This window comes from Metabacillus niabensis (genome assembly GCF_020524345.1).
Taxonomy (GTDB): Bacteria; Bacillota; Bacilli; order Bacillales; family Bacillaceae; genus Metabacillus; species Metabacillus niabensis_B.
The window spans coordinates 99,381-121,726 of the sequence record NZ_JAIVLH010000018.1; the positions used below are offsets into that span (position 1 = coordinate 99,381).

20 protein-coding genes are annotated in these 22,346 nt (G+C 35.2%); 3 read left to right on the plus strand and 17 right to left on the minus strand.

Going from position 1 to position 22,346, the window contains the following annotated elements:
- Positions 1-218: 218 nt before the first annotated feature.
- From LC095_RS19005 to LC095_RS19025, 5 genes are all read right to left on the minus strand, one after another.
- Positions 219-2,288 carry a bifunctional aldolase/short-chain dehydrogenase gene (locus LC095_RS19005; protein WP_226529652.1) on the minus strand — a complete coding sequence of 690 codons (2,070 nt, stop codon included), beginning with the start codon at positions 2,286-2,288 and terminating at the stop codon, positions 219-221.
- A gap of 108 nt (positions 2,289-2,396) precedes the next feature.
- Positions 2,397-3,116 (minus strand): LutC/YkgG family protein, encoded by a 720-nt coding sequence (locus LC095_RS19010; RefSeq protein WP_226529653.1) that lies wholly within the window; start codon positions 3,114-3,116, stop codon positions 2,397-2,399.
- A 4-nt stretch (positions 3,117-3,120) separates the two neighbouring features.
- Positions 3,121-4,545 (minus strand): LutB/LldF family L-lactate oxidation iron-sulfur protein, encoded by a 1,425-nt coding sequence (locus LC095_RS19015; RefSeq protein WP_226529654.1) that lies wholly within the window; start codon positions 4,543-4,545, stop codon positions 3,121-3,123.
- A 1-nt stretch (position 4,546) separates the two neighbouring features.
- Complete coding sequence (locus tag LC095_RS19020) at positions 4,547-5,269, minus strand: (Fe-S)-binding protein (protein WP_226529655.1); 723 nt, start codon at positions 5,267-5,269, stop codon at positions 4,547-4,549.
- A 483-nt stretch (positions 5,270-5,752) separates the two neighbouring features.
- The gene (locus LC095_RS19025; protein ID WP_226529656.1) at positions 5,753-7,756 is read right to left on the minus strand and encodes an LTA synthase family protein; all 2,004 of its coding nucleotides are present in this window, start codon (positions 7,754-7,756) and stop codon (positions 5,753-5,755) included.
- A gap of 302 nt (positions 7,757-8,058) precedes the next feature.
- Between LC095_RS19025 and ytvI the strand changes: the two genes are divergently transcribed.
- On the plus strand, positions 8,059-9,096 hold the full coding sequence (gene ytvI, locus LC095_RS19030) for a sporulation integral membrane protein YtvI (protein ID WP_226529657.1): 1,038 nt from the start codon (positions 8,059-8,061) through the stop codon (positions 9,094-9,096).
- Between the two features lie 225 nt (positions 9,097-9,321).
- Here the strand turns inward: ytvI and LC095_RS19035 are convergent, their stop codons facing one another.
- Positions 9,322-10,080, minus strand: coding sequence for an SDR family oxidoreductase (locus tag LC095_RS19035; RefSeq protein WP_226529658.1), 759 nt, complete (start codon positions 10,078-10,080; stop codon positions 9,322-9,324).
- A 202-nt stretch (positions 10,081-10,282) separates the two neighbouring features.
- Here LC095_RS19035 and LC095_RS19040 point away from each other — a divergent pair, with 202 nt between their 5' ends.
- Together LC095_RS19040 and LC095_RS19045 are read left to right on the plus strand one after the other, a co-directional pair.
- A complete protein-coding gene (locus tag LC095_RS19040) occupies positions 10,283-10,900 on the plus strand; it encodes a TetR/AcrR family transcriptional regulator (protein WP_226529659.1) in 618 nt (205 codons plus the stop codon).
- A gap of 31 nt (positions 10,901-10,931) precedes the next feature.
- Positions 10,932-11,675 (plus strand): GTP pyrophosphokinase family protein, encoded by a 744-nt coding sequence (locus LC095_RS19045; protein ID WP_226529660.1) that lies wholly within the window; start codon positions 10,932-10,934, stop codon positions 11,673-11,675.
- Positions 11,676-11,732: 57 nt separating this feature from the next.
- Here LC095_RS19045 and LC095_RS19050 read toward each other — a convergent pair whose 3' ends face one another.
- The 11 genes from LC095_RS19050 to LC095_RS19100 form a co-directional block, all read right to left on the minus strand.
- Complete coding sequence (locus LC095_RS19050) at positions 11,733-12,503, minus strand: class I SAM-dependent methyltransferase (RefSeq protein ID WP_226529661.1); 771 nt, start codon at positions 12,501-12,503, stop codon at positions 11,733-11,735.
- A 197-nt stretch (positions 12,504-12,700) separates the two neighbouring features.
- Positions 12,701-13,486, minus strand: coding sequence for a Cof-type HAD-IIB family hydrolase (locus LC095_RS19055; RefSeq protein WP_226529662.1), 786 nt, complete (start codon positions 13,484-13,486; stop codon positions 12,701-12,703).
- A gap of 75 nt (positions 13,487-13,561) precedes the next feature.
- The gene (locus LC095_RS19060) at positions 13,562-14,521 is read right to left on the minus strand and encodes a LacI family DNA-binding transcriptional regulator (RefSeq protein ID WP_226529681.1); all 960 of its coding nucleotides are present in this window, start codon (positions 14,519-14,521) and stop codon (positions 13,562-13,564) included.
- 465 nt (positions 14,522-14,986) lie between these two features.
- Positions 14,987-15,661: a PspA/IM30 family protein gene (locus LC095_RS19065; RefSeq protein ID WP_226529663.1), complete on the minus strand. Its 675-nt coding sequence runs from the start codon at positions 15,659-15,661 to the stop codon at positions 14,987-14,989.
- A gap of 1 nt (position 15,662) precedes the next feature.
- Positions 15,663-16,049, minus strand: a complete 387-nt coding sequence (locus LC095_RS19070) for a hypothetical protein (protein ID WP_226529664.1) — start codon at positions 16,047-16,049, stop codon at positions 15,663-15,665.
- A gap of 151 nt (positions 16,050-16,200) precedes the next feature.
- The gene (locus tag LC095_RS19075; protein ID WP_226529665.1) at positions 16,201-17,499 is read right to left on the minus strand and encodes a TRAP transporter large permease; all 1,299 of its coding nucleotides are present in this window, start codon (positions 17,497-17,499) and stop codon (positions 16,201-16,203) included.
- A gap of 39 nt (positions 17,500-17,538) precedes the next feature.
- A complete protein-coding gene (locus LC095_RS19080) occupies positions 17,539-18,060 on the minus strand; it encodes a TRAP transporter small permease (protein WP_226529666.1) in 522 nt (173 codons plus the stop codon).
- A complete protein-coding gene (locus LC095_RS19085) occupies positions 18,057-19,052 on the minus strand; it encodes a TRAP transporter substrate-binding protein (protein WP_226529667.1) in 996 nt (331 codons plus the stop codon). The genes LC095_RS19080 and LC095_RS19085 overlap by 4 nt, the downstream gene beginning before the upstream one ends.
- A gap of 79 nt (positions 19,053-19,131) precedes the next feature.
- Positions 19,132-20,235 carry a glycoside hydrolase family 105 protein gene (locus LC095_RS19090; protein ID WP_226529668.1) on the minus strand — a complete coding sequence of 368 codons (1,104 nt, stop codon included), beginning with the start codon at positions 20,233-20,235 and terminating at the stop codon, positions 19,132-19,134.
- Between the two features lie 542 nt (positions 20,236-20,777).
- Positions 20,778-21,542, minus strand: a complete 765-nt coding sequence (locus tag LC095_RS19095) for a DeoR/GlpR family DNA-binding transcription regulator (protein ID WP_226529669.1) — start codon at positions 21,540-21,542, stop codon at positions 20,778-20,780.
- Between the two features lie 154 nt (positions 21,543-21,696).
- Positions 21,697-22,335, minus strand: a complete 639-nt coding sequence (locus LC095_RS19100; RefSeq protein ID WP_226529670.1) for a bifunctional 4-hydroxy-2-oxoglutarate aldolase/2-dehydro-3-deoxy-phosphogluconate aldolase — start codon at positions 22,333-22,335, stop codon at positions 21,697-21,699.
- Positions 22,336-22,346: the final 11 nt, after the last annotated feature.

The following is a 22,346-nucleotide window of genomic DNA, read 5'->3' on the forward strand; positions in this document are numbered from 1 at the left end:
TAATGAGGTCTGAGCTTACGTGCTAAAAGAGACAGCTCTTATGCTTGTAGGCTCTAGATATATTATTATACAAGAGTATACGTTTAAACGCATCGTGTTTTATACTAATGCGCTTTCAAAACAGTTGCAACAAAAACTTGGCTTATTTCCAAGTCCTAATAATATAAAAAACAAGGTGTAATAGAAACTTTATTCTGTTACACCTTGTTTAGTCTTTATTATCTAGTAAACGCTGCTGGAACTCCACCATCTACAGTTAACATACAACCTGTAGTACGATCTGATTTTGATGATGCAAAGAATAAAATAGATTGTGCAATATCTTTTGGATAGATATTTACTAGTAATGTAGTTCGTTTACGATAGTGATCTTCTAATTGATCTGGGTGAATTCCGTATGCTGCGGCACGCTCTTCTCTCCAGCTTGATCCCCAAATTGCTGAACCTTGAAGCACTGCATCTGGAAGAACTGAGTTTACACGGATTCCGAATTCTCCACCTTCTGCTGCAATACATCTTGCAAGGTGTGTTTCCATTGCTTTAACTGAGCTGTATGCTGCTGCATTTTTACCTGCATATACAGAGTTTTTCGAACCGATGAATACCATGTTTCCACCAGTACCTTGTGATTTCATTTGTTTGAACGCTTCACGGGCAACTAGGAAGTAACCTGTACCAAGAACGTTCATATTTAGGTTCCACTCTTTTAAAGATGTTTCATCAAACGGGCTTGAAGTTGCCAAACCTGCATTGTTTACGATAATATCAACGCCACCGTAAGTTAAAGCAGTTTGTTTGAATGCTTCTTGAACAGCTTCTTCACTTGTTACATCCATTTTTACTGCGAATGCACGACCCTCTCCATATTTCTCGTTGATTTCTGCTGCTACCTTTTCAGCACCTTCTAGGTTAAGGTCAGCAATTACTACATGTGCACCTTCTGCAACAAATTGACGGCAAGTTTCGCTACCGATACCACCAGCGCCACCTGTTACGAATGCAACTTGTCTTGAGAATTCAGCTTCTGCAGGAGCTAGAGATAATTTATAAAGCTCCAATGGCCAGTATTCTACATTAAATGATTCATTTTCATTTAATGAAACAAATTTTCCTAGAGTTGTAGAACGTTTCATAACCGCGATTGCACGGTGGTATAAAGCACCACTAACGTTAGCCATCGCTACGTTTTTACCAGTGTTCACCATTCCGATACCAGGAATTAAAATAACACGTGGAGCTGTTTCAGAAATTTGGTCACCTTCGTTTTTGTTTCGTTCGAAGTATGCTTTGTACTCTTCTTTAAAGGCTTCGATTCCTGATTTTACTTTTTCAATTAAGCTAGTAATATCTTGTTCTTGAGGGTTCCAGTTAATGAATAGTGGTGTCATTTTTGTGTGAACTAAATGATCTGGACATGCTGCTCCAACTTGTGATAATTCTGGAGCATTTTGGCTGTTTACAAATTGCAGCACATCTTCCGCATCATCATATGTTAATAGCATTTTCTTTTCTTCACTAACTGCACCGCGAATCACTGGCATTACTTGCGCTAAAGCGCTTTTACGATCTTCTTCAGAAAGTGCTTCGTATTTTTGTCCTCCAAATACATTTTCTTCTACCAATTTAGCTTGGATATATTGTTCTGCTTCATTAATAACAGAAATTGTTTTTTCATAGCTTTCTTCAGCAGTTTCTCCCCAAACAACAAGACCGTGTTTTTCCATTAATACTAATTCTGCGTTTGGATTGTTTTTAACACCTTCTGCGATCATTTTAGAAAGTGTGAATCCTGGGCGAACATAAGGTACCCAGACAAAACGATCTCCGTAGATTTCTTCAGCAATTTGGCGACCATTGTCTGCACAACAAAGACCAATGATTGCATCTGGGTGTGTATGGTCAACATGCTTGAATGGTAAGAACGCATGTAATAGAGTTTCGATTGATGCGCGTGGGTGTTTGCTATCGATCATGCAGTGTGCAAGGTATGCTACCATATCTTCATCTGACATTTCGTCACGTTCGATTAATGGTCGAATATCTTCCATTCTTAGACCAGTGAAATTGTGAGCTTTCATTGTTGCTAAATCTGATCCACTACCTTTAACGTACATAACCTCAACGTCACGGCCACGGAAGTCTTTTTCAATCGTTTTCATTGATGTATTTCCGCCACCCCAGTTACAAACCGCACGATCTGAACCAATTAAGTTTGAGCGATAAACTAGCTCTTCTACACCTTGAGACAATGAAGCTGCTTTTTCTTTATTCCATAAACTTTGTACCACTTTGTTTCCTCCTCTATTGTGTTTATATCTGTTTTTGTTTGATTATCTGTTTTTAATTATATACTATGTTTGTTTATTTTTGAATATATTTTTTGTTTATTTTTGAATTTATTTATCTTCCACAAGAATATACGTTGCTTTTATTGGACCGTGAACCCCTACAATGAGGTTCAATTCAATATCAGCGCTATTACTTGGTCCTGTAATAAAATCAATACAGGAAGAAATGTTTTTTCCTTCTTGGACTTGTTTGTTAATGAAAGCAGTAGCTTGTGTCATTCTAGGCACAAGTGTACTTTTAGGTACAATCGCAATATAGGTTTTTGGTAATAAGCTAACGGATCTCCCTTTGTTTTCACTACTGAATAACACAACTGTTCCAGATTCTGCAAGAGTGATATCACTAAAAGTGATCCCCACATCTGCTTTTTCTGCCGCTTCTAAGTTTTTCTCTTTAAGAGCCGGATTCCAAATGTGGACTTCAATATTCTCTTCAGGGAGCTTATCTAATAGATCTTTTTCTAATCCAAACTGTTGGTGACGTTCATCCTTCCATGTCACAATACTTCCAACTTCGTATTGCGCAAACACTTCCCGGATTTTTTGGGAAAGTTGCTCAGAATTCGTCTCAATAAATTGGGTATGAATAACTTCACAATGTTTTTTCAGAACCTCGACCAATTCATCCTGTGTGGCATCTTTTAACACATCATATTGAGTGGTTGTCGTCCATTGTGGTTTTGTAACGGTTTTCACTCTATCTCTTCCTAATTTTTCAGCTACTGTATTGAGAAATGAATCGCGATTTATGATTTGTCCTGCTGCCATCTTTTTATTCCCCTCCTTTTTCTCTCTTTTTATACCAGTCTCTAAATCTTTCTTTACTTGGTGCCGGGAAATCACGTACATCTGTCCATGGCTTCATAGGACCTGGTCCTTTTTGAATGCTGTTTTCTTTTGTAAATGGCGCCATGACAGATGAAGCTGATTTTGTCCCTGTTTTATATAGACTTGGTGAACTTGCTGCTAGTTGGAACCCTTTCATCGCAAGCTTTTCACCAAATGGTGATTTCTTTTCATCTTCAACAATTTTTCTTCGATGTTTAATTAAAAGTTCATGAAGAGGTATTTTTACTGGGCAGACATCTGTACATGCTGCACATAATGATGATGCATAAGGGAGCTCCTTATAATCTTCATAACCTCCAAGCAACGGTGATAACACTGCACCAATTGGTCCCGCATAGATTGAGCCATAAGAATGTCCACCAACATGTCGATATACTGGACATACATTGACACAAGCTGCACAACGAATACAATGAAGGGCACTTTGAAATTCAGTTCCCAGTATATTTGAACGTCCGTTATCAACAATAACCAAATGGAATTCTTCAGGTCCATCAACGTCACCCTCGTCTTTTGGTCCAGTTAATCCTGTAATATAGCTAGTTAGTTTTTGTCCAACAGAGCTTCTGCACAGTAAACTTACCATTATATCTAGCTCTTCCCATGTTGGAACGATCCGCTCCATTCCCATAACAGTAATTTGTGTTTTCGGTAAAGCGGTTACAAGTCCGGCATTTCCTTCATTTGTGACTAGACTTATAGAACCAGATTCCGCAACAGCAAAGTTACATCCTGTAATTCCAAGATCTGCACTTAAGAATTCTTGCCTTAATTGCTCTCTAGCAAAAAGAGCAAGCTCTTCAGGAATTTCCGACTTATCATAGCCTCTTTTTTCTTTGAATGTGTCACGAATTTGCTCTTTGTTTTTATGAAGAGCCGGAACAACGATATGTGATGGTGGATCATGATCATCAAGCTGAAGAATATATTCACCTAAATCCGTTTCTACTACTTCACAGCCCGCATTTTCAAGCGCACTATTTAAGTGGATTTCTTCTGTTACCATTGATTTTGACTTTACGACTTTCTTCGCTTGTTTTTCTTTTGCTACTTTTGTGATGTACTCATTTGCCTCTTCTTTTGTTGAAGCAAAAAATACATGGCCACCACGTTTTTTTACATTTTCACTTAACTGTTCCAAATAGTAGTCAAGGTGTTGAAGCGTATGTGATCTGATTTCTTCACCAAGCTTTCTCCATTCTTCCCAATTCCCCAGCTCTTCTGTTGCCAACAGCCGTTTTCCCTGCATTCTCTCTTGAGCAGATGCAACCGCATTTCTCATAAAGGAATTGTTTACACCTTTATCAACACGATCAAAAAACTTTTCATCACTAATTTTCATCGCCATTTCACTTCACCTCGCTGTTCAATACTTCTGCTATATGAATGACTTTAATTGGCTTTCCTTTTCGGTTAATTCTTCCACCGATGTTCATTAAGCAGCCGCAATCAGCGCCAATTAATACTTCTGCACCTGTTTCTTCTATATGTCTCACCTTTTCATCTACCATTTGCTCTGAAATAGGAACCATTTTGACTGAAAAAGTTCCACCAAATCCACAGCAATCATGACTATTAGGAAGCGGCTTTACCTCTAAGCCATCAACATTATCTAATAGCTTGCCGGGTGAGTCCTTTACACCTAGTAAGCGTGTCATGTGACAGGATTTATGATAAGTGGCACAAGCCGGTAAACTAGCATTCACGTTTTCTACTTTTAGTACTTCGACAATAAACTGAGTTAATTCAAATGATTTTTTTGCTAATTTTTCCGCTTTTTCTTTCCACACTGGCTCATTTTCAAATAGATGACCGTATTCATGTAGCATCGCTACACATGAACCGGATGGACCTACAACATAATCTGAATTCTCAAACGTACGAATCATGTGTTTTGCCACTTCTTTTGTTTCTTTATGATATCCGCTATTAAAAGCAGGTTGTCCACAGCAGGTTTGCTGTTCTGGAAAATCAACTTCACAACCAAGCTTTTCTAAAAGCTCCACAGTGTGTTTTCCAACATTCGAATAAAACACATCTGCTAAGCATGTAATAAATAAGGATACTTTCATTTCCTAATTCCCTCCATTCATTTTTGGAGCAATCTTTTTTATTGATTATACTACTAAACCCACAAAATATCACCCGTTTTTATTTGTTTTTTTTGATTTGTTTTTATTTTAATTAGATATCTTAGTTTTTTTAGGAGATTTCAAAAATGATTTATTAGAATTAGTGACGGACTTTTTGTTGCTGTAGGTAGCGGCATTTGTCTTTCATTGCCTCTATGAAGGACTTTTCTCTTCTGTGACATATGACTATTGTCTTTCATTCCCCCTATGAAGGACTTTTCTCTTCTGTGACAGATGACTTTTGTCTTTCATTCCCCCTATGAAGGACTTTTCTCTTCTGTGACGGATGACCTTTGTCTTTCATTCCCCCTATGAACGACTTTTCCCTCAAAGAGTAAATCCCTTTTGTACTTTACTCACATTAAATCATTTACAAAAACAAAAAAAGCTGCTGAGTTCATAAACTCAACAGCTTTCATATCATTATTTAGTTTCAGTTGCATTTTCTTTTTCAGTTTGAGCTTCTGCATTTTCTGCTTCTGTCTCAGTATTACTCTTTTCAATAATTGATTTCTTTTCACTGTAGTCATACTTTGAACGGTCTACAGGAGTGAAATTTTGTGGTGTGTAGAAGCGTAAAAGATCTCCTTCCACAAGCTTGTCAGAGTAACTTAATTTCATTTCAGCAATTTCTTTTTGCTTTAGCGCTTCTTCTGTTGCATCTATTTCAGTTCCAGTTGCTGAATCAAAGTATTTACCACCAGTGTATACTACTTCCGGACTGACAAAGTCACCATTTCTAAATGGAACCAGCTCATCATGTTCTTCAGATAATAAATCTGTTCCAAATTGCACATACTGTTTAGTATCAACACCTAGTAAATGCAATAATGTTGGAAGAAGATCAATTTGACCGCCATATTGGTGCATTGTTCCGCCTTCAAGACCAGGTGCATGAATAAATAATGGGACTCTTTGAAGACCTGTACTTTCAAATTGTCCAACTTCTTTACCTAGAACTTTAGACATTGCTTTATTATGATTTTCTGAAATACCGTAATGGTCACCATACATAACAACAATTGTATTTTTATCTAACCCGGATTCTTTTAGATAATCAAAGAATTCCTTTAATGCCTCATCAGCATAACGTGCTGTCTGGAAGTAATTATCAACAGACATATCTCCAGTCGTATGAGGTTCAATTGTTGCTAATTCCTGATTCATTTTATAAGGATAATGATTTGTTACTGTAATAAATTTTGTATAAAACGGCTGTGGTAATGTTTCAAGTAATGGTTCTGATTGCTGGAAGAACGGCTTATCCATTAACCCGTATTCAGCAAGATCTTCTGGATTTAAATCATAATAACTAGAGTCAAAGAAATAATCATAACCAAATGATTTATAAATTTCGTCACGATTCCAGAAGGAACCTTTATTACCGTGGAATACAGCTGACGTGTATCCTTCTTGACCTAAAATAGCTGGTGCAGATTGATACGTATTTAAACCTTTTGTTGAGAAAGCAGATCCTTGTGGAAGCCCAAACAACGAGTTTTCTAACATAAATTCAGCATCAGCTGTTTTTCCTTGTGCTGTTTGATGGAAAAAGTTATCGAAATACAATGTGTTAGAATCCTTTGTTAAAGAATTCAAAAACGGTGTTACTTCCTCTCCATTTAACTTATAATCGATAATAAAATTCTGAATCGATTCTAAGTGAAGATAAACGACATTCATTCCTTTTGCAGCACCAAAATATTCAGGATTTGGGCTTGCATAATTAGAACGAGTATAGTTAAGCACTTCTGTAATATCATTACTATCCGCCATTGCACGTTTAGCAGATGCTCTTGTACTTTGTACAGCATCATAAATCGTATAATTGTACATACCTAAATACTTAACGATATAATTTCGGTCAAATGTTCTTGTTAATAGCTGAGGACGATCTTTTTCAGCAAGTCCAAGGTTAATGCTCATAATAAGTATTGCTGCTAATAAAACAGTCCCTACTTTTCTAAGTTTAATGACCTGTACTTGTTTGTTTTGACGTCGGAATAAAATTCCTAACACAAGTATAATAACCGGATCAAGGAAAATCAGAATATCGGTTGAATGCAATAGTGAAGTCACACTAGTACTTACATCCCCAAAGTTTTGCGTTTGAGTCAATGTTGGCAGTGTAATAAAATCACTAAAGAATCTGTAGTACACAACATTGGCAAACAATAAAAAGCTCATTAAAAAGTCAAACACAATTAACCATAACAATTTTCTTTTTCTTGATAATAAAGATAACCCAAGGAACAATAGTGCTGATCCTAACGGATTGAAAAATAATAGAAACTCTTGTAAGCCATTTTCTAAGCCTAAATTAAATTCATTATGTTGAACGAAATATGTTTTTATCCATAATAATAAAACAGCTAAAAAGAAAAGGCTCATATAATTATTTTGGATGTTATTAAAAAACTTCCTCATTATTTCACCTCTTGTTCAATTTCAAATCAAAGTCATTCAATTATTCTATTAGATTTTCATCATAAAGTAAAGGTCTTGCTGTTAGTCTAATTTTCCCAAATATTTTTCATCACCTGTATACCGGCATGTAAACAATATCATTAACTGGTCAACAACATGGTATAATGACTACATAGTCCACGTTTTCTTTTTGGTAGAATAATATAATTTATTTTATTCATATTAACATATAGGAGAAATTGGCTCCACAGTATATAATAAAGATATAATATGTTTGATTTTTCACAATTTTGAGGTGCCCAATGTCATATAAAAAAATAATTTTTCTTACCGTAACGATAGGTATCATCATATTTTTGATTCCATACTGTATTCCCATTATTTTAGCACTATTAACAGCTATATTATTAGAACCTGCTGTACAGGTTGGCATGCGTTCATTAAAAATAAAACGGCAGCTAAGTGTAACGATTGTTTTTATCCTGTTTCTTTTAATTTTTGGATTAAGCGGCTACTGGATCATAACTACACTCGTTGTTCAATTGTTAGATGTGACGAAAAACTTTCCTGATTATTATTATCTTTTCGCAGATGAAGCACAAGAGTTATTCAAGCACTTCCAGGGATATTATATCCAAATCCCTAATGAATATCTTTCAACCATCCAGCAAGGGATAGAATCACTTAAAGACTTTGTATTAGGATTAGCTACTTCCATTACGAAGAACCTATTTGATTTTATTGCATCTATTCCATTAATCTTAGTACACACGATTATTTATTTAGTAGCCATGTTTCTATTTTGCCTTGACTTGCCAAAAATTAAGATCAGAGTGCTGAGTATTTTTTCTGATTCGACTAGAGAAAAAATCGATTTGGTTGTTAGTCAATTGTTAAAAGCATTTATCGGCTTTTTTAAAGCACAAATTATCTTCTGTTTCATTACATTTATTTTGTCTTTTGTAGGGCTTCTTATTTTAAAAGTAGAATATGCACTTGTTTTATCACTATGCGTTGTTTTAGTTGATATACTGCCTATCTTAGGGGCAGGTTCCTTCCTGGTTCCTTGGGCAATCTACAACTTTGTGTTTGGCAGCACACATCTCGGAATCGGGTTAATTATCCTTTTCGCCGTTATTACGATTGTCCGGAGAGTAATAGAGCCTAAAATCCTTGGAGCCAGCATAGGAATCAGTGCACTTTCGGCTTTGATAAGTATGTATATCGGATTTGAATTAATAGGATTCATAGGGTTGATCATTGGTCCTGCTCTCATTATTATCTTGCAAGCTTTATATAAAGCAGGATTTATTAAAATAGGCAAGCTCAACAAAATATAATATGACTGCATCCCTTCTGTTTCAAAACACCTGCTACGTGTTAAAAATAGAAGGGATTTTTTAACATGATTTTTGAAAGAAAGATTCACCATGCCGCTGGGGCATTATATCATATTGTAAAACAGTAGCTTGTGTTTAATAATTTTATCGGTGAGTAAACAAAAAGTGTAGAAGGTCCGTATTCAAAACATGGACCTTCTACACTTTTAATTTTGGGTTTCTCTATTAATATGCAGTCCAGCCAGCATCCGCTGTAATAACTGTACCATTAACAAAACTTGATTCTTCTGTTGCCAAGAATAAAGCAACCTTTGCAATTTCCTCAGGTTTTCCTACTCTGGGATTTATCCCTAATCCCGGTTGAATACGTCCCATCCCAAATTGATTAACTCCAGTCATTGATGCTGAAATATTCGTTTCGACTCCACCAGGAGCAATTGCATTACAACGAATACCTTGTCCAGCATACATATATCCAGTGTTTTTGGTAAATCCAACAACAGCATGTTTAGATGCAGTATAGGCAGCTCCGGCACGTGCACCGTTTAAACCTCCTGCTGAGGCAATATTAATAATAACTCCCTTTTGTTTCTCTAAAAAAATGGGCAACACTTTGCGCGTACTTCTCATAACACTGTTCGTATTTATTGAAAAAACTCTTTCCCATTTTTCATCATCAATATCACCAGCGGGCTCAAAATTATCCATGATGCCTGCATTGTTGACAAGTACATCTACAGTACCATATGTTTGTACAGTTGTATGAATCAGGTTTTGAATATCCTCTTCTTTTGCCACATTTGCTGATACAGCAATTGCTTCTCCTCCTGCAGATTTTATCTCCTCAACAGTTGCATTTGCTGCTTGGTCATTAATATCTGAAACGACTACTTTAGCTCCCTCTTTCGCGTAAAGTACAGCGATTTCCTTCCCCATACCAGAGGCTGCTCCAGTGACTACTGTTACTTTGTTATTAAGTTTCATATTTTCTCCTCCTCATTGTCATCGTTCTTATATCAAAATAAACAAAATAAACAACATTTGTTTATTATCTCTACTCTTTTATAGTAAGATGAATTCATTAAGCATTCAATCAGCAAACAACCCCCGGATTGTTTGTTATCCAACACATCCCCTATCATTTGTTTACTATTGATGTTAAATTGAACAATTGGAGGCATTATGTATGTATGAGAAAAATAGCTCTATTGATCGGAGAATCCTCAAATCTCAACAAGCTTTAAAAAAATCATTACTATCACTTATGCAGCAAAAGGCATTAAAGGAAATTACGATTAAAGACATTGTAGAGGGTGCAGATTTAAATAGAGGGACTTTTTATAAACATTACCAATATAAAGAGGATTTACTTGATGATATTATGGAAGATGTGATTGCGGATTTAAAATACTCATTCCGCGAGCCATATAAAGACAAAGAAACCTTCGAAATAGAAAACTTAACGGTTGCTTCTATAAAAATTTTTGAACACGTAGAAAAGAATAAAGAATTTTATAGCTTAATGTTAAAATCCAATGTTCTTTCCGGATTTCAAACCCGAGTTTGTGACGTGTTAAATGATTTGGCACTTCAAGATTTACAAGCTCTGTTACCGGATTCTAATGTGAACCGCGAACTGCAGGTTACGTATCACTCCTATGCCATATTAGGTATGATCACCGAGTGGATTAAAGATGGGTTTAAATATAGCTCCACCTATCTTGCGGAACAATTATTGGAGATTCTAAGGTATAATAAAGTAGATACTGTTTTTAAATTAAGTGTGAATGAAGAGAATAAATAATATCACCTACTACATCGAGAGAGGTAAAATAATGAGTACAGAACAATTTAATCTACAAGACCTAAAAAAAGTAAAAATAGAATTAACACGATTTATGATGGCCTATCAATTTGCTTTAGATGAAATAAATACGAAAATTAATATTTTGAAGGATGAATTCACATATATACATGACTATAATCCAATTGAGCATGTAAAATCCCGCTTAAAATCACCAGAAAGTATCTTTAAAAAAGTGATAAAAAAAGAATGTCCTTTATCTCTTGATTCTATTAAGGAAAATATTAGAGACATTGCAGGAATTAGAATTAACGTTTCATTCATTTCAGACATTTATGAAGTGAGCAAGCTGCTTGCAAACCAAAAAGATATTCATGTTGTTGAATATAAAGATTACATCAAAAATCCAAAGCCTAATGGATATCAAAGTCTTCACATGATTTTGGAAATCCCTATTTTCATGTCAGATCGTGAAGAATTGGTAAGTGTAGAGGTTCAAATCCGTACCATTGCGATGGACTTTTGGGCAAGTTTAGAACATAAAATCTATTATAAATATAATAAAGAAATTCCTAAAAGATTACGCCAAGAACTTAAGGATGCTGCGACCGTTGCGACACAGCTTGATCAAAAAATGGAGCGTCTAAACCGGGAGATAAATGCTTATAAAGAAACGGCAGCAGAGCAGGAAGAACTAGACTCTGTGATTACAATTGATAAAAATCAATTTCAGCTACCTTTAGCATTGATTGAGTCTTTCATTTCGGAAAAATAGCGATAAAAAATACCGTCACCCTTCCAGAGGAGACGGTATTTTTTTCATTGAAAGCATTCACCTTTTTATTGCCTTCAACAACATTGCTTCCCCTAAAAAAGATCTAACCTGGTTATCTTCTATATTCATTCTAAATTTGCATTTTACCTTTTCTGGGGCGTTAAGAATAAAATCTGTTAAATCTTCTTTTACCTTTTCAGATAAATGCATCCGTTCACACCAACTCATAAATTCAAATCTTTTTTCAAAGCGAGAGAGTTCATGTATTTCAAAACCTTCTAATTCTATTTTCTGGATCCATTCTGTTTTTTTCCATGCACGATAATGGCTATAATCTCTTGTTTTTTCAATTTTATTATAAAAGTGATCAAATAAATCGTCCTCTGGAGCAACATTATCATCTAATAGAAATTGCCCTCCACGTTTTAACACACGATAAACTTCACTTATAAACTTTTCAATATTAGGAAAATGGTGTGGAGCAATTCGACATGTAACAATATCAAATTGTTCATCTGAGAAAGGCATTTCTTCAGCATCACCTTCAACAAATACAACGTTAGAATGTCCATTATTATGAATAAACTTTTTAGAAGCCGTCAGCATTTCCGGTGTCAAGTCCATGGCAGTTACGTTTTTGACTAAGGCAGCAAAAGCATTTGCCGTATGTCCGCCTCCTGTGGCGACATCTAAAACAACTTCGGTTCCAGTTATATCAGCCATTTCGAGCAATCTTTTCAGATCAGTACCTTTTCTGTGGATTTGGCTTTTCACATAATCATCAGCACTCCGGCTAAATTGCCTTTTCACATCGTTTTTGTTACTCAACTCATTCTCCTCCATCTCTTGTGTCAGTATTGTAACACCTATTCTTTATTATAGAGATAAGAGTAATATAAGAAAATTACATTCATTTTATAAAAGTAAATAAGGAAAAGTTATGATTGGATTTTTTATTAAAAACAAAAAATCCTTAACACCTCAATTATAAGATGCTAAGGATTTTTCAGTTTGTATATAGCATACTATTTACTTAATAAACCAACCATCTGAAGTCCATGAACAATCCCATCTTCTTCAACAGACTTTGTCACATGTTTGGCTACCGCCTTTACAGATTCTTCAGCATTTCCCATCGCTACACTATTTGTAATCTGGGAAAGCATTTCAATATCATTTAATCCGTCCCCAAATGCATATTGGCGTTCAGATGGGAATCCTAATTTTTCTACAATCTTTTCAATTCCTTTAGCTTTGGATCCTCCGTTAGGGAGAATATCTACAGATAATGGATGCCATCTGATAAAATCAAAGTCCTTGAAATTTTCTTCATATTGCGTTTCTTCTCCTTCACGGCAGAATAGAAGGGATTGATATAATTCACGACCTTTATAGTAGTGTGGGTCATGTGTAGGAAAACGGTCAATTTTCAATGTGTTAATACTCTCATTTATATAAGCATGCTCTGGAACATTCGCTTTCATATCTTCATGGTCCATATATACAACAGGATGCTCATTTGAAAGAGCAGTTTCTGTTAATTTTTCAAGTGAATCTATGTTTAGTGGATTTGAATAAACGACATCACCGTTTAATACAACATACTGACCGTTATAGCTGACATATGTATGAATATCCAATTCTTTTCGCAAATCCTCAAACATAAAGGGAGCTCGACCTGTTGCAATCGCAACTTCATGCCCCAGTTTTTTCAATTGAAAGATTGCTTCCTTCGTTGAGGTTGGCAATGTTTTATCATGTTTCAGCAAGGTTCCGTCAATATCAAAAAATATTACACTTCGATTTGTCATGATGATTCCACCTTTCGTTTTTCTTTCCCACTTGTCATTATATAGTAAAAAAATGAAATTTTACATAAAACCTCCTTAAACAGTTCCTCTTTCAATGAATTGAACAGAAAATTCTTTATGTGTAACCTCTGCATTAACTGCTTGTAGAAACATATTTTCTCCCATTTCCTTAAGCGGTAGTTCAAACGAGGTAATGTTCATCATTCTTGCGATTGGCTGGTTATCAAATCCAATAATAGCAAGCTGTTTCGGTATTGAGATGTCTAAACTTTGACAGGCTGTTACAATTCCTGCAGCCACCTGATCAGTTGTCACAATTAGGGCGGATGGAGTAGTGATCATTCCGAGGATTCTTTTTAACACTTTCTCACCGTCCTCAAAATAAAGACAATGATCAATAATATACTCTTGATTGTATTCTAACTGGTATTTGTTCACAAAATCCCTATAAGCCAACTCCCGCTGACGGCTATTCGTTCCAGTTTTTCTTCCTATACAATAGCCAATGTTTCTGTGACCTTTTTGATATAAATATTCTAGTGCATTATCAAAAGTTTTATAGTGATCGATAAATGTTGTAGATAACTCTTTTCCCTTCATATTTTCACACAACACGATCGAACCATACTGTAAATATTCCTCAATAGTAGATACATGACAACTTCTTGAACAAATGACCAATGAATCAATTTGTTTATGTTTTAACATGTCTAAAGCTTCCAATTCTCTACTTTCCATATAATCAGTTTGAAACAATACTAATTTGTAATTGTGTTCAAACGCCTGTTTTGCTATCCCTTTTAGAAGGAGAGCAAAATAAGGATGATCTGAGTAAGGAAGTACTACCCCCATCAATAACGTTTTTCCTCTGCTTAAATGAACAGCATTTATATTTTTATGGTAATTACTATCCTGTATCGCCTTTAAAACTGCATTCTTTTTTTCCTCACTAACATATGGATGGTTATTGATGACACGAGAAACTGTTGTGACCGAAACTCCAGCCATCTTAGCTAAGTCTCTAATATTTGTCATATTCTCACCTTCACTCATTTTGCTAGTCTTTCTTTGATTTCATTCTACCATTGCTTTCAACAAAATAATCTTCAAAATTATTAATGGGTGTGACTTTTACCGATTGCCCGGAACTTGTTATACACAAATAAGCTGCAGAATAGATTACAAAGCATATTATCATTAGTCCTAACATAAGTATCTCTCCTCGCTTTTATTATTTGATTATGAGTGTAAAGTATGAAACGCGTTCCAGGTCAATAGGTGAATGGAAAATTCAAAAAGACCTTCACTTACAAACATAAGTTAAGGCCTCATATAGGCAGGGTACGAAGTGATCCGTTGTGACTTCTCTTATTGTGATTTATTTTTATTTTTACCCTAAGCCAAAATTCACTCTCCAAAAATTGATTGCAATAAAATATCCTGTATAAAAAAAAGAAGCACTATATGTAAACAGCTAGTGCTTCTCTCAACATGACTCTATTATTTCACTTGGCTCTCTTTTTCACTTCGTAACTTTTCGAGCTCACTACCTAATTCATCTTCATTCACATAGTTACGATAATAAGCATCATGTTGAGCTAAAGGACCTATAAATTGGTTGCCTGCTTGTACTTCTGCTTCCATTAACATGATCTGTTCTTCAGCACGGACAACTCCTCTCGCAATTGTGTCTGTTTGGAAGGATGCAGTAGCATTCTGAATTTGTTTAATGGATTGAGCCACATTTACTCTTGATGCCAAAAGAACTTTTTTGTGTTGTAATTCACTGTAAATTTCCTGGAGTTCCTGAAGCTTGTCCTTAAGCATTTGAGTTTGCCCTTGTATCGCTTCATATTGTTGTTGAAAAACATAAAGTTGTTTTTCATAATTTAATTTTTCCTGAACAGCTAATTTCACCATATGTTCTTCTTCATGCTGAATAGCCAACTTAGCTTGTCTTGTTCTTTTATCGATAACGTTCTTTGTGTCATGAATCAGTGCAGCTTGTTTATTTTCAACAAAAATTTGACGAGAGAGGGCCTTTTGGGCTTTTACCATTTCCAGCTCCATCTCACGTGAATATTCATTCAACATGGCAATCGGATCTTCCGCCTTATCTAATAAACTATTAATATCTGCCTTTGCAATTGTTTTCATTCTTTTAAAAATACCCATTTTAGTTATTCTCCTTTTTATTCGTTATTTCTCTTTCCCATTGGTCTAATATATTTTCATTTTTCTTGATAGCTGGTTTATGTGAATGCATAAGCGATGTATCAATGAGCTGTTGCATGGATGAGTTCTTTGCTTTTTTTCTAAGCATTATTATTAAAAGAATCAATATAGCAACACCTATGATAAGGAATACCAGAAAGCCTATCCATGAAAATCCTCCATGCTGAGGACCATACATGTGGTGGTGTCCCTCAAAACCTCCCCGTGGTGCCATTCCACCATGTCCATGAGGGCCTGCTGCTAGAGCACGACTAAAACCTCCTATCAAAAGGTAGACTCCCAATAGCATTGGAGTAATGATTGCACCCCAGAATACTGTTTTCTTCATCCTAATCTTTCCTCCTTTCGTTTTCGATGTGTTTAGAATAATAGAGTTTGGTGAAAAAACGGTGAAAGGAAATAGGTTTATTAAAAAACTTTTTCCACTACTAAAAAGACCTTATCCCATTTAATGGAATAAGGTCTGAAAAAGTCTTTATCTATAAGCCAAATAGATTAGGCAAGAATAAACTTATTTGAGGGATATATGTAACTAACACAACAATTGCAATGATCGCAACATAAAACGGGACTAGGGGTTTTAGAAGTTTCTCGATCTTTACCTTTCCTATGCTCGCTCCTACAAATAATCCAGTACCAACAGGTGGTGTAATTGTTCCAATACATAAGTTGAAGATAAAGAATATTCCAAAGTGGACCGGATCAATTCCTAAGTTTGTAGCAATTGGTAAGAAGATTGGAGTAAAGATTAAAATAGCTGGTGCAATATCCATAAAGGTACCAATCAACAATAAGATAATCGTAATACATGCTAGAATAACGAATTTATTATCTGAAATACCTAAAATTAAATTACTAATTGCTTCCGGTAATCCTGTCAACGCCATCACAAAGGACATACCTGATGAAGCAGCAATTAAGAACATGATGACTCCTGTCATTTTAACTGCTTCTATTAAAACACTTGGTAATTGTTTAAGAGATATTGATCGATAAAATAGTAAAGCTAAAAATAATGAATAGACCACACAAACTGCTGATGCCTCAATCGCTGTAAAAATACCTGTGAGTATACCTCCGATAATAATTACAATCAATAATAAACTTGGAATTGCTTCAACGATGATCTTTTTTCCTTCATTAAAAGAAACCCTTGGTGCTACTGGATACTTATTTTTCTTTGCAATAATATAGGCCACTAACATCACAGCTAATCCCCATAATATTCCTACAATATAACCACCCATAAATAATGCGGCAATAGAAGTGCCTCCACTTATCAATGAGAAGATAATAAACGCTGAACTGGGCGGGATTAGCATCCCCGTTGGTGCTGATGCAATATTAACTGCCGTTGAAAATGTTTTATCATAACCTTCTTTTTCTTGCAGTGGAATTAGGGTACCACCAATTGCGGTCGAGGCAGCAATAGCAGAACCGGATATAGACCCAAAGAACATATTTCCAATAATATTTGTGTGAGCCAATGAACCAGGTATCCTACCACCAATCAACTTAGCTAAGTTTACTAGTTTGATAGCGATTCCACCATTGTTCATAATAATTCCCGACAAGATGAAAAATGGAACAGCTAATAAAGAAAAGCTATCTAAACTTGTGATCATCTTTTGTGCGGATGTAAATACAGACACATCAAAAGGTAACACAATAATAACGGTAGCTAGTGATGCTGCTGCTATACTAATAGCAATTGGTATACCTATAAACATAAGCACTGCAAAAACACTTATTAAAATTAAACTAGCTTGTAACTCCATATATCTCTCACCTACTTTCAATTAATGGGACTTCTCGTATCAGCTTGCTTTTCTCTCTTCGATCATATTTATTTTTTTCTTCCTATTAAAAATCTCCAGTATATTGATCGCGCTATAAATAAGAATGAATACTCCTGACAACGGTAACGCCAAATATACAAATCCCATCGGCAAATGCAGTGCTGGAGAAATCTGGGCCATCGTTAGAGATACAGCCTTTGCACCACCATATACCATAACCGTTGCAGAGAATAATAGGAAAAATACTTGAATGACGATATCTAATTTATTGGCAGATTCTTCATCTAGACGGTCTCTCAAATATGTAATGGCAATATGCTCACTTCTTCCAACAACATATGCAGTTGCAAGCATTGCAAGCCAAATTAAACTATACCTTAACAACTCTTCTGTAAATGTACTGGGATTTTTCAAAATAAAACGACTTAACACTTGCCAGGTTGCAACCGCTATCATAACTAAGAATAAAGCACACGTCAGAAATTCTATGACTCTATCGACACTTTTCTTTACATGTCTCATCGTATCGCCCTCTATCATTTATTTTCCTTCATCTTCATGATCTCTTCATATAGCTGTTTAAACGTTTCATTTTTAGCAAACTCATCATGTAACGGTTGGACCGCTTCCTGGAATGGTTTTTTATCAACTTCATTAAAGACCACATTAAATTCATTTTCTGATCTTTCTTTTGCTTGATCTACTGCATCTTTCCAAACAACTTTTTCAAATTCGGTAGACTCTCTTGCAGCCTCGTAGACAGCCTCTTGTTGATCTTTTGTTAACCCTTCTAATGTTTCTTTATTAATGACCATAATATCGGGAACTCTTGTATGTTCATCATAGGAATAATATTTCGCTACTTCACCATGACCGGCTTCTGTTATGGCAAACTCATTATTTTCAGCACCATCTAAGATTCCTTGTTGCAAGGAGGTATACACTTCCCCACTATCCATTGGAGTTGGTGAACCACCTAAAAGCTGAACCATTTTGATGGCTGTTTGACTTTGCATAACCCTGATTTTCTTTCCTTTTAAATCAGCCGGTTTTTCAATCGGCCCTTCTGTCATATAAAAACTTCGTTGACCTGAATCATAATAGGTCAACCCAATAAACCCCAGTTGTTCTGTTGATTGATATATAGGTTTAACAAGATCACTATCCATAACCCGATAGAAATGCTCTTCATTATCAAACAAATACGGAAGCCCAAATATGGAATATTGATTTGAGAAGCTTTCCAGTGCTGATCCACTAACTTTCGTAATATCTACTGCACCTGTTTGTGTTAATTCAATTAATTCCCGTTCTCCACCAAGTTGACTATCCGGAAAATATTCAACTGTTACCTCACCATTTGTTTTCTCAGATAGGAGCTTTCCAAACTCGGCCATTGCATCTTTAACAGGCTGACTATTACTCGCATAAGCAAATCTCAAAACTATGGAATCGTTCTCATTTTTGCTATAACCAGTAATTAAAATAACAGACAATAAGCCTATTATGATAATCGGAATGATCTTCTTCAATTTATTTCCCCCTTTGTCCATGGTTTTAATAGACTTGGTGTCAAATGAACCAAGTCTATTAAAATGAAATACACTCTTTTTAGATATACTCATATAAGAATTCAGCCAAGCAAAGTACAGCTAATGACTGACCATATGGCATTGTCGTGATTTTAATTTCTTTGTAAAACTCCAATGAATCTCCCATGCCTGTCCCTACAGATACTTTTTGTAAGGCACCCTCTTCATTGATTTCTTTAACTATTCCTTTGATTGCTTTATAAGCTACAACCTTGTACTCCTGGCTTATATAGCGCTTATGGATCGATTTTAAGATACCGTAGGCAAAGCCTGCTGTTGCAGATGCTTCCAAGTAAGAGGTTTTATCATTAATTAAGGTATGCCATAATCCGCTTTCATTTTGATATTCAGCTAAGGCTTCAACTTGTCTTTGTAAAGTATCGATCAGAAATTCTCTTAAGAAATCTCCCTTTTGTAAATCGAGTATTTCAATAATTTCTGGTATGGCAATTGTAATCCAACAATTTCCTCTTCCCCACAATGCTTCTGCATAATTATGGTTTTCTTCAAATGTCCACCCATGAAACCAAAGTCCTGTTTTTCGATCACTTAAGTACTTGATATGAATTAAGAACTGTTTTTTAGCTTCTTCGATGTATTCCTGTTTATTGAAAAGCCTTCCAATTTTGGCTAAAGGTAATACGGTCATCATTAATGTATCATCCCATAGCTGATTTTTATTTTCAGGACCATATGTCATGTGCTGAAGTCCATCTTCATTCGTACGAGGCATTTCATACATAACCCAATCTGCCCAGCTTTCTAAATACGGAATGAAAGTCTGATCTTTCGTTTCTTCATATAAAAATGCTAATGTAAGAAGCGGAGCCATTGTGTTTACATTTTTAGGTGGAACACCTTCTTCAAATCTAGCATTAAACCAGTCTGTTATAATTTTCAGGGCCTTCTGATCATTTGTTAATTTCCAATATTTAAATATTCCATACAACCCGACACCTTGCGGCCAATTCCACACATTCCAACTTTTATCATCAACAACTAAACCATCAAAGTTTAATAGAAATTCTCCTGTATCATCACTAATTTTTGAAAGATTATCCATTAAGACATCTATATAATTTAAGATGTCAGTCTTTTCGAGAGATGCTTGTTTTTGTATCATTATTTATACCCTCCTATTTAGGTTGAAAATACATGTCCAACTACCTTAATATTAAACGTTTTCATTTTTACTTTTATTAAATTGTACAATTTATTGCTTATGACAAGATGAATAATTCACTCGAAGATTTGTTTCTTTTTTTTCTGTTTTTGTTTGATTATTTCCATTTTGATTATAAAGAAAATATTTTATCAAGTCAATGAATTTTTAGGTAAATTTATAAATAATTAAGAAAATATAATTCAGTTTTCCTTTCTAAATAAAGCCTTATCAAAAGAATTTTTTTATAATTGTATATGTTTACTACCTATAAATATTATTTTTATAGATGTAAATATATTATTTCCTCTTCCCTAAATTGTTAACGCTTGTATTAACCTGTAAAAAACACAATAACATTTGTTTGTTAATATCTGTTTATGTTTGTTTTTGTTTGTTATAGTTTCATTATAGCACAAACAAAAAAGATGACAACGATTTAATTATCGGTATCATCTTTATTTCTTCCCATATTCTGCTTTGTCCCACAGTATGCATACTGATTACACCTTTGCAAGATGTAGCCTAATATTCTTTTCTTGGAATTTTTCTTGTACATGGTGATCGAGGTTAGAATCGGTTACAATTTCATTCACCTCTTCAATAGTAGCAAATTGAATAAGGGCAACCTTTTCAAATTTTGTTGAGTCTGCTAACAGTGTAATATGATCCGCACAATTAATAATTTGCTTTTTCCAATCAGCATGAATACTATTAAAAACTGTCAATCCATGATCGACTGATACACCTGTTGTTCCAAAGAATAACCTGTTGACTCTCATACGACTAAGCATTTCCGTAGCCTGTGCCCCCATTAATGAGGAAGATTTGTCAATTCTCATCCCACCTAAAACCATTAACTGAACATTGGTTTTATTTAGTAAAACATTTGCAATCTTTAGGTCGTTCGTAATAACGGTTATAGGAAAATTACCTAATAGCTCGGCAATTGCAAGGGTAGTACTTCCACCGTCCATTAAGATTGTTTCTTTTGGTTGTATAAGCTTAACCGCCTCTCTTGCAATGGCTAGCTTTACTTCACTATGACCTGATTGGCGCTCAGCTATTGGAAGCATTTTTCCGGCGTCCTCAGCTATTACTGCTCCTCCATGTATTCGATTCAACAATCCCTTATTTTCCAAGAGCTCCAGATCTCCTCGGATTGTTTTTTCAGTAACACCCAAAAGAGTGCTAAGCTCAGACACTTTAACAATTTTATTTTTATCTAGTTGATCTAAGATTCTTTCATGCCGTTCTAAAGCAAGCATATTGTTCCCCCGTGATTTATACATTTTCTATATCATTATAGGATAAAATCATACAAAAACAAACATCTTACCTATTTTTATGTTAGTAATTGTATTTCCTATCTTTAAAGCTGCACAAAAAGCAACCTTCTTAAACGAATGGTTGCCCTATGTATTATTCTCCTCTTGCTTCTTTTACTGCTTTTATAAACTTTGATGATGTTGCTGTTATTTCACTCAAATAAGCTGATGTAAGCTCCTTTTTCGTGTTAACCAACGAGCTGCCGACCCCTACTCCAGCTGCTCCCGCTTTAATATATTCACCAACATTTTCAACCGAGATTCCACCAGTTGTTATAAGTGGAACTTGTGGCAGTGGTCCATGAATGTCTTTAATATAGCTTGGTCCAAACACATTTGCCGGAAATACTTTAATTAAATCTGCACCGTTTTCATAAGCGGTAAGGATTTCTGTTGGTGTTAAAGCTCCCGGAATGCTCACAACTCCATATCTTTTTGCCATTTCAATTGTTTTACTATTTGTCGTAGGAGAGAAAATAAATTTAGCCCCAGACATGATGGCAACTCGTGCTGTCTCAGCATCAAGTACAGTACCTGCGCCAACTAGAACATCATCAAGCTCTAAAGATGCCTTTTCAATTGCTGCACAGGCACCTGGTGTTTCAACCGTTATTTCCAATACCTTAACTCCACCTGCTTTTAATGCTTCTGCAATGGCGATGATATTATCAGTTGTTGCACCACGAATGACAGCAGCTACTCCGGTTTCCTTTATTATTTCAATATGACTCATTTTATCTTCTC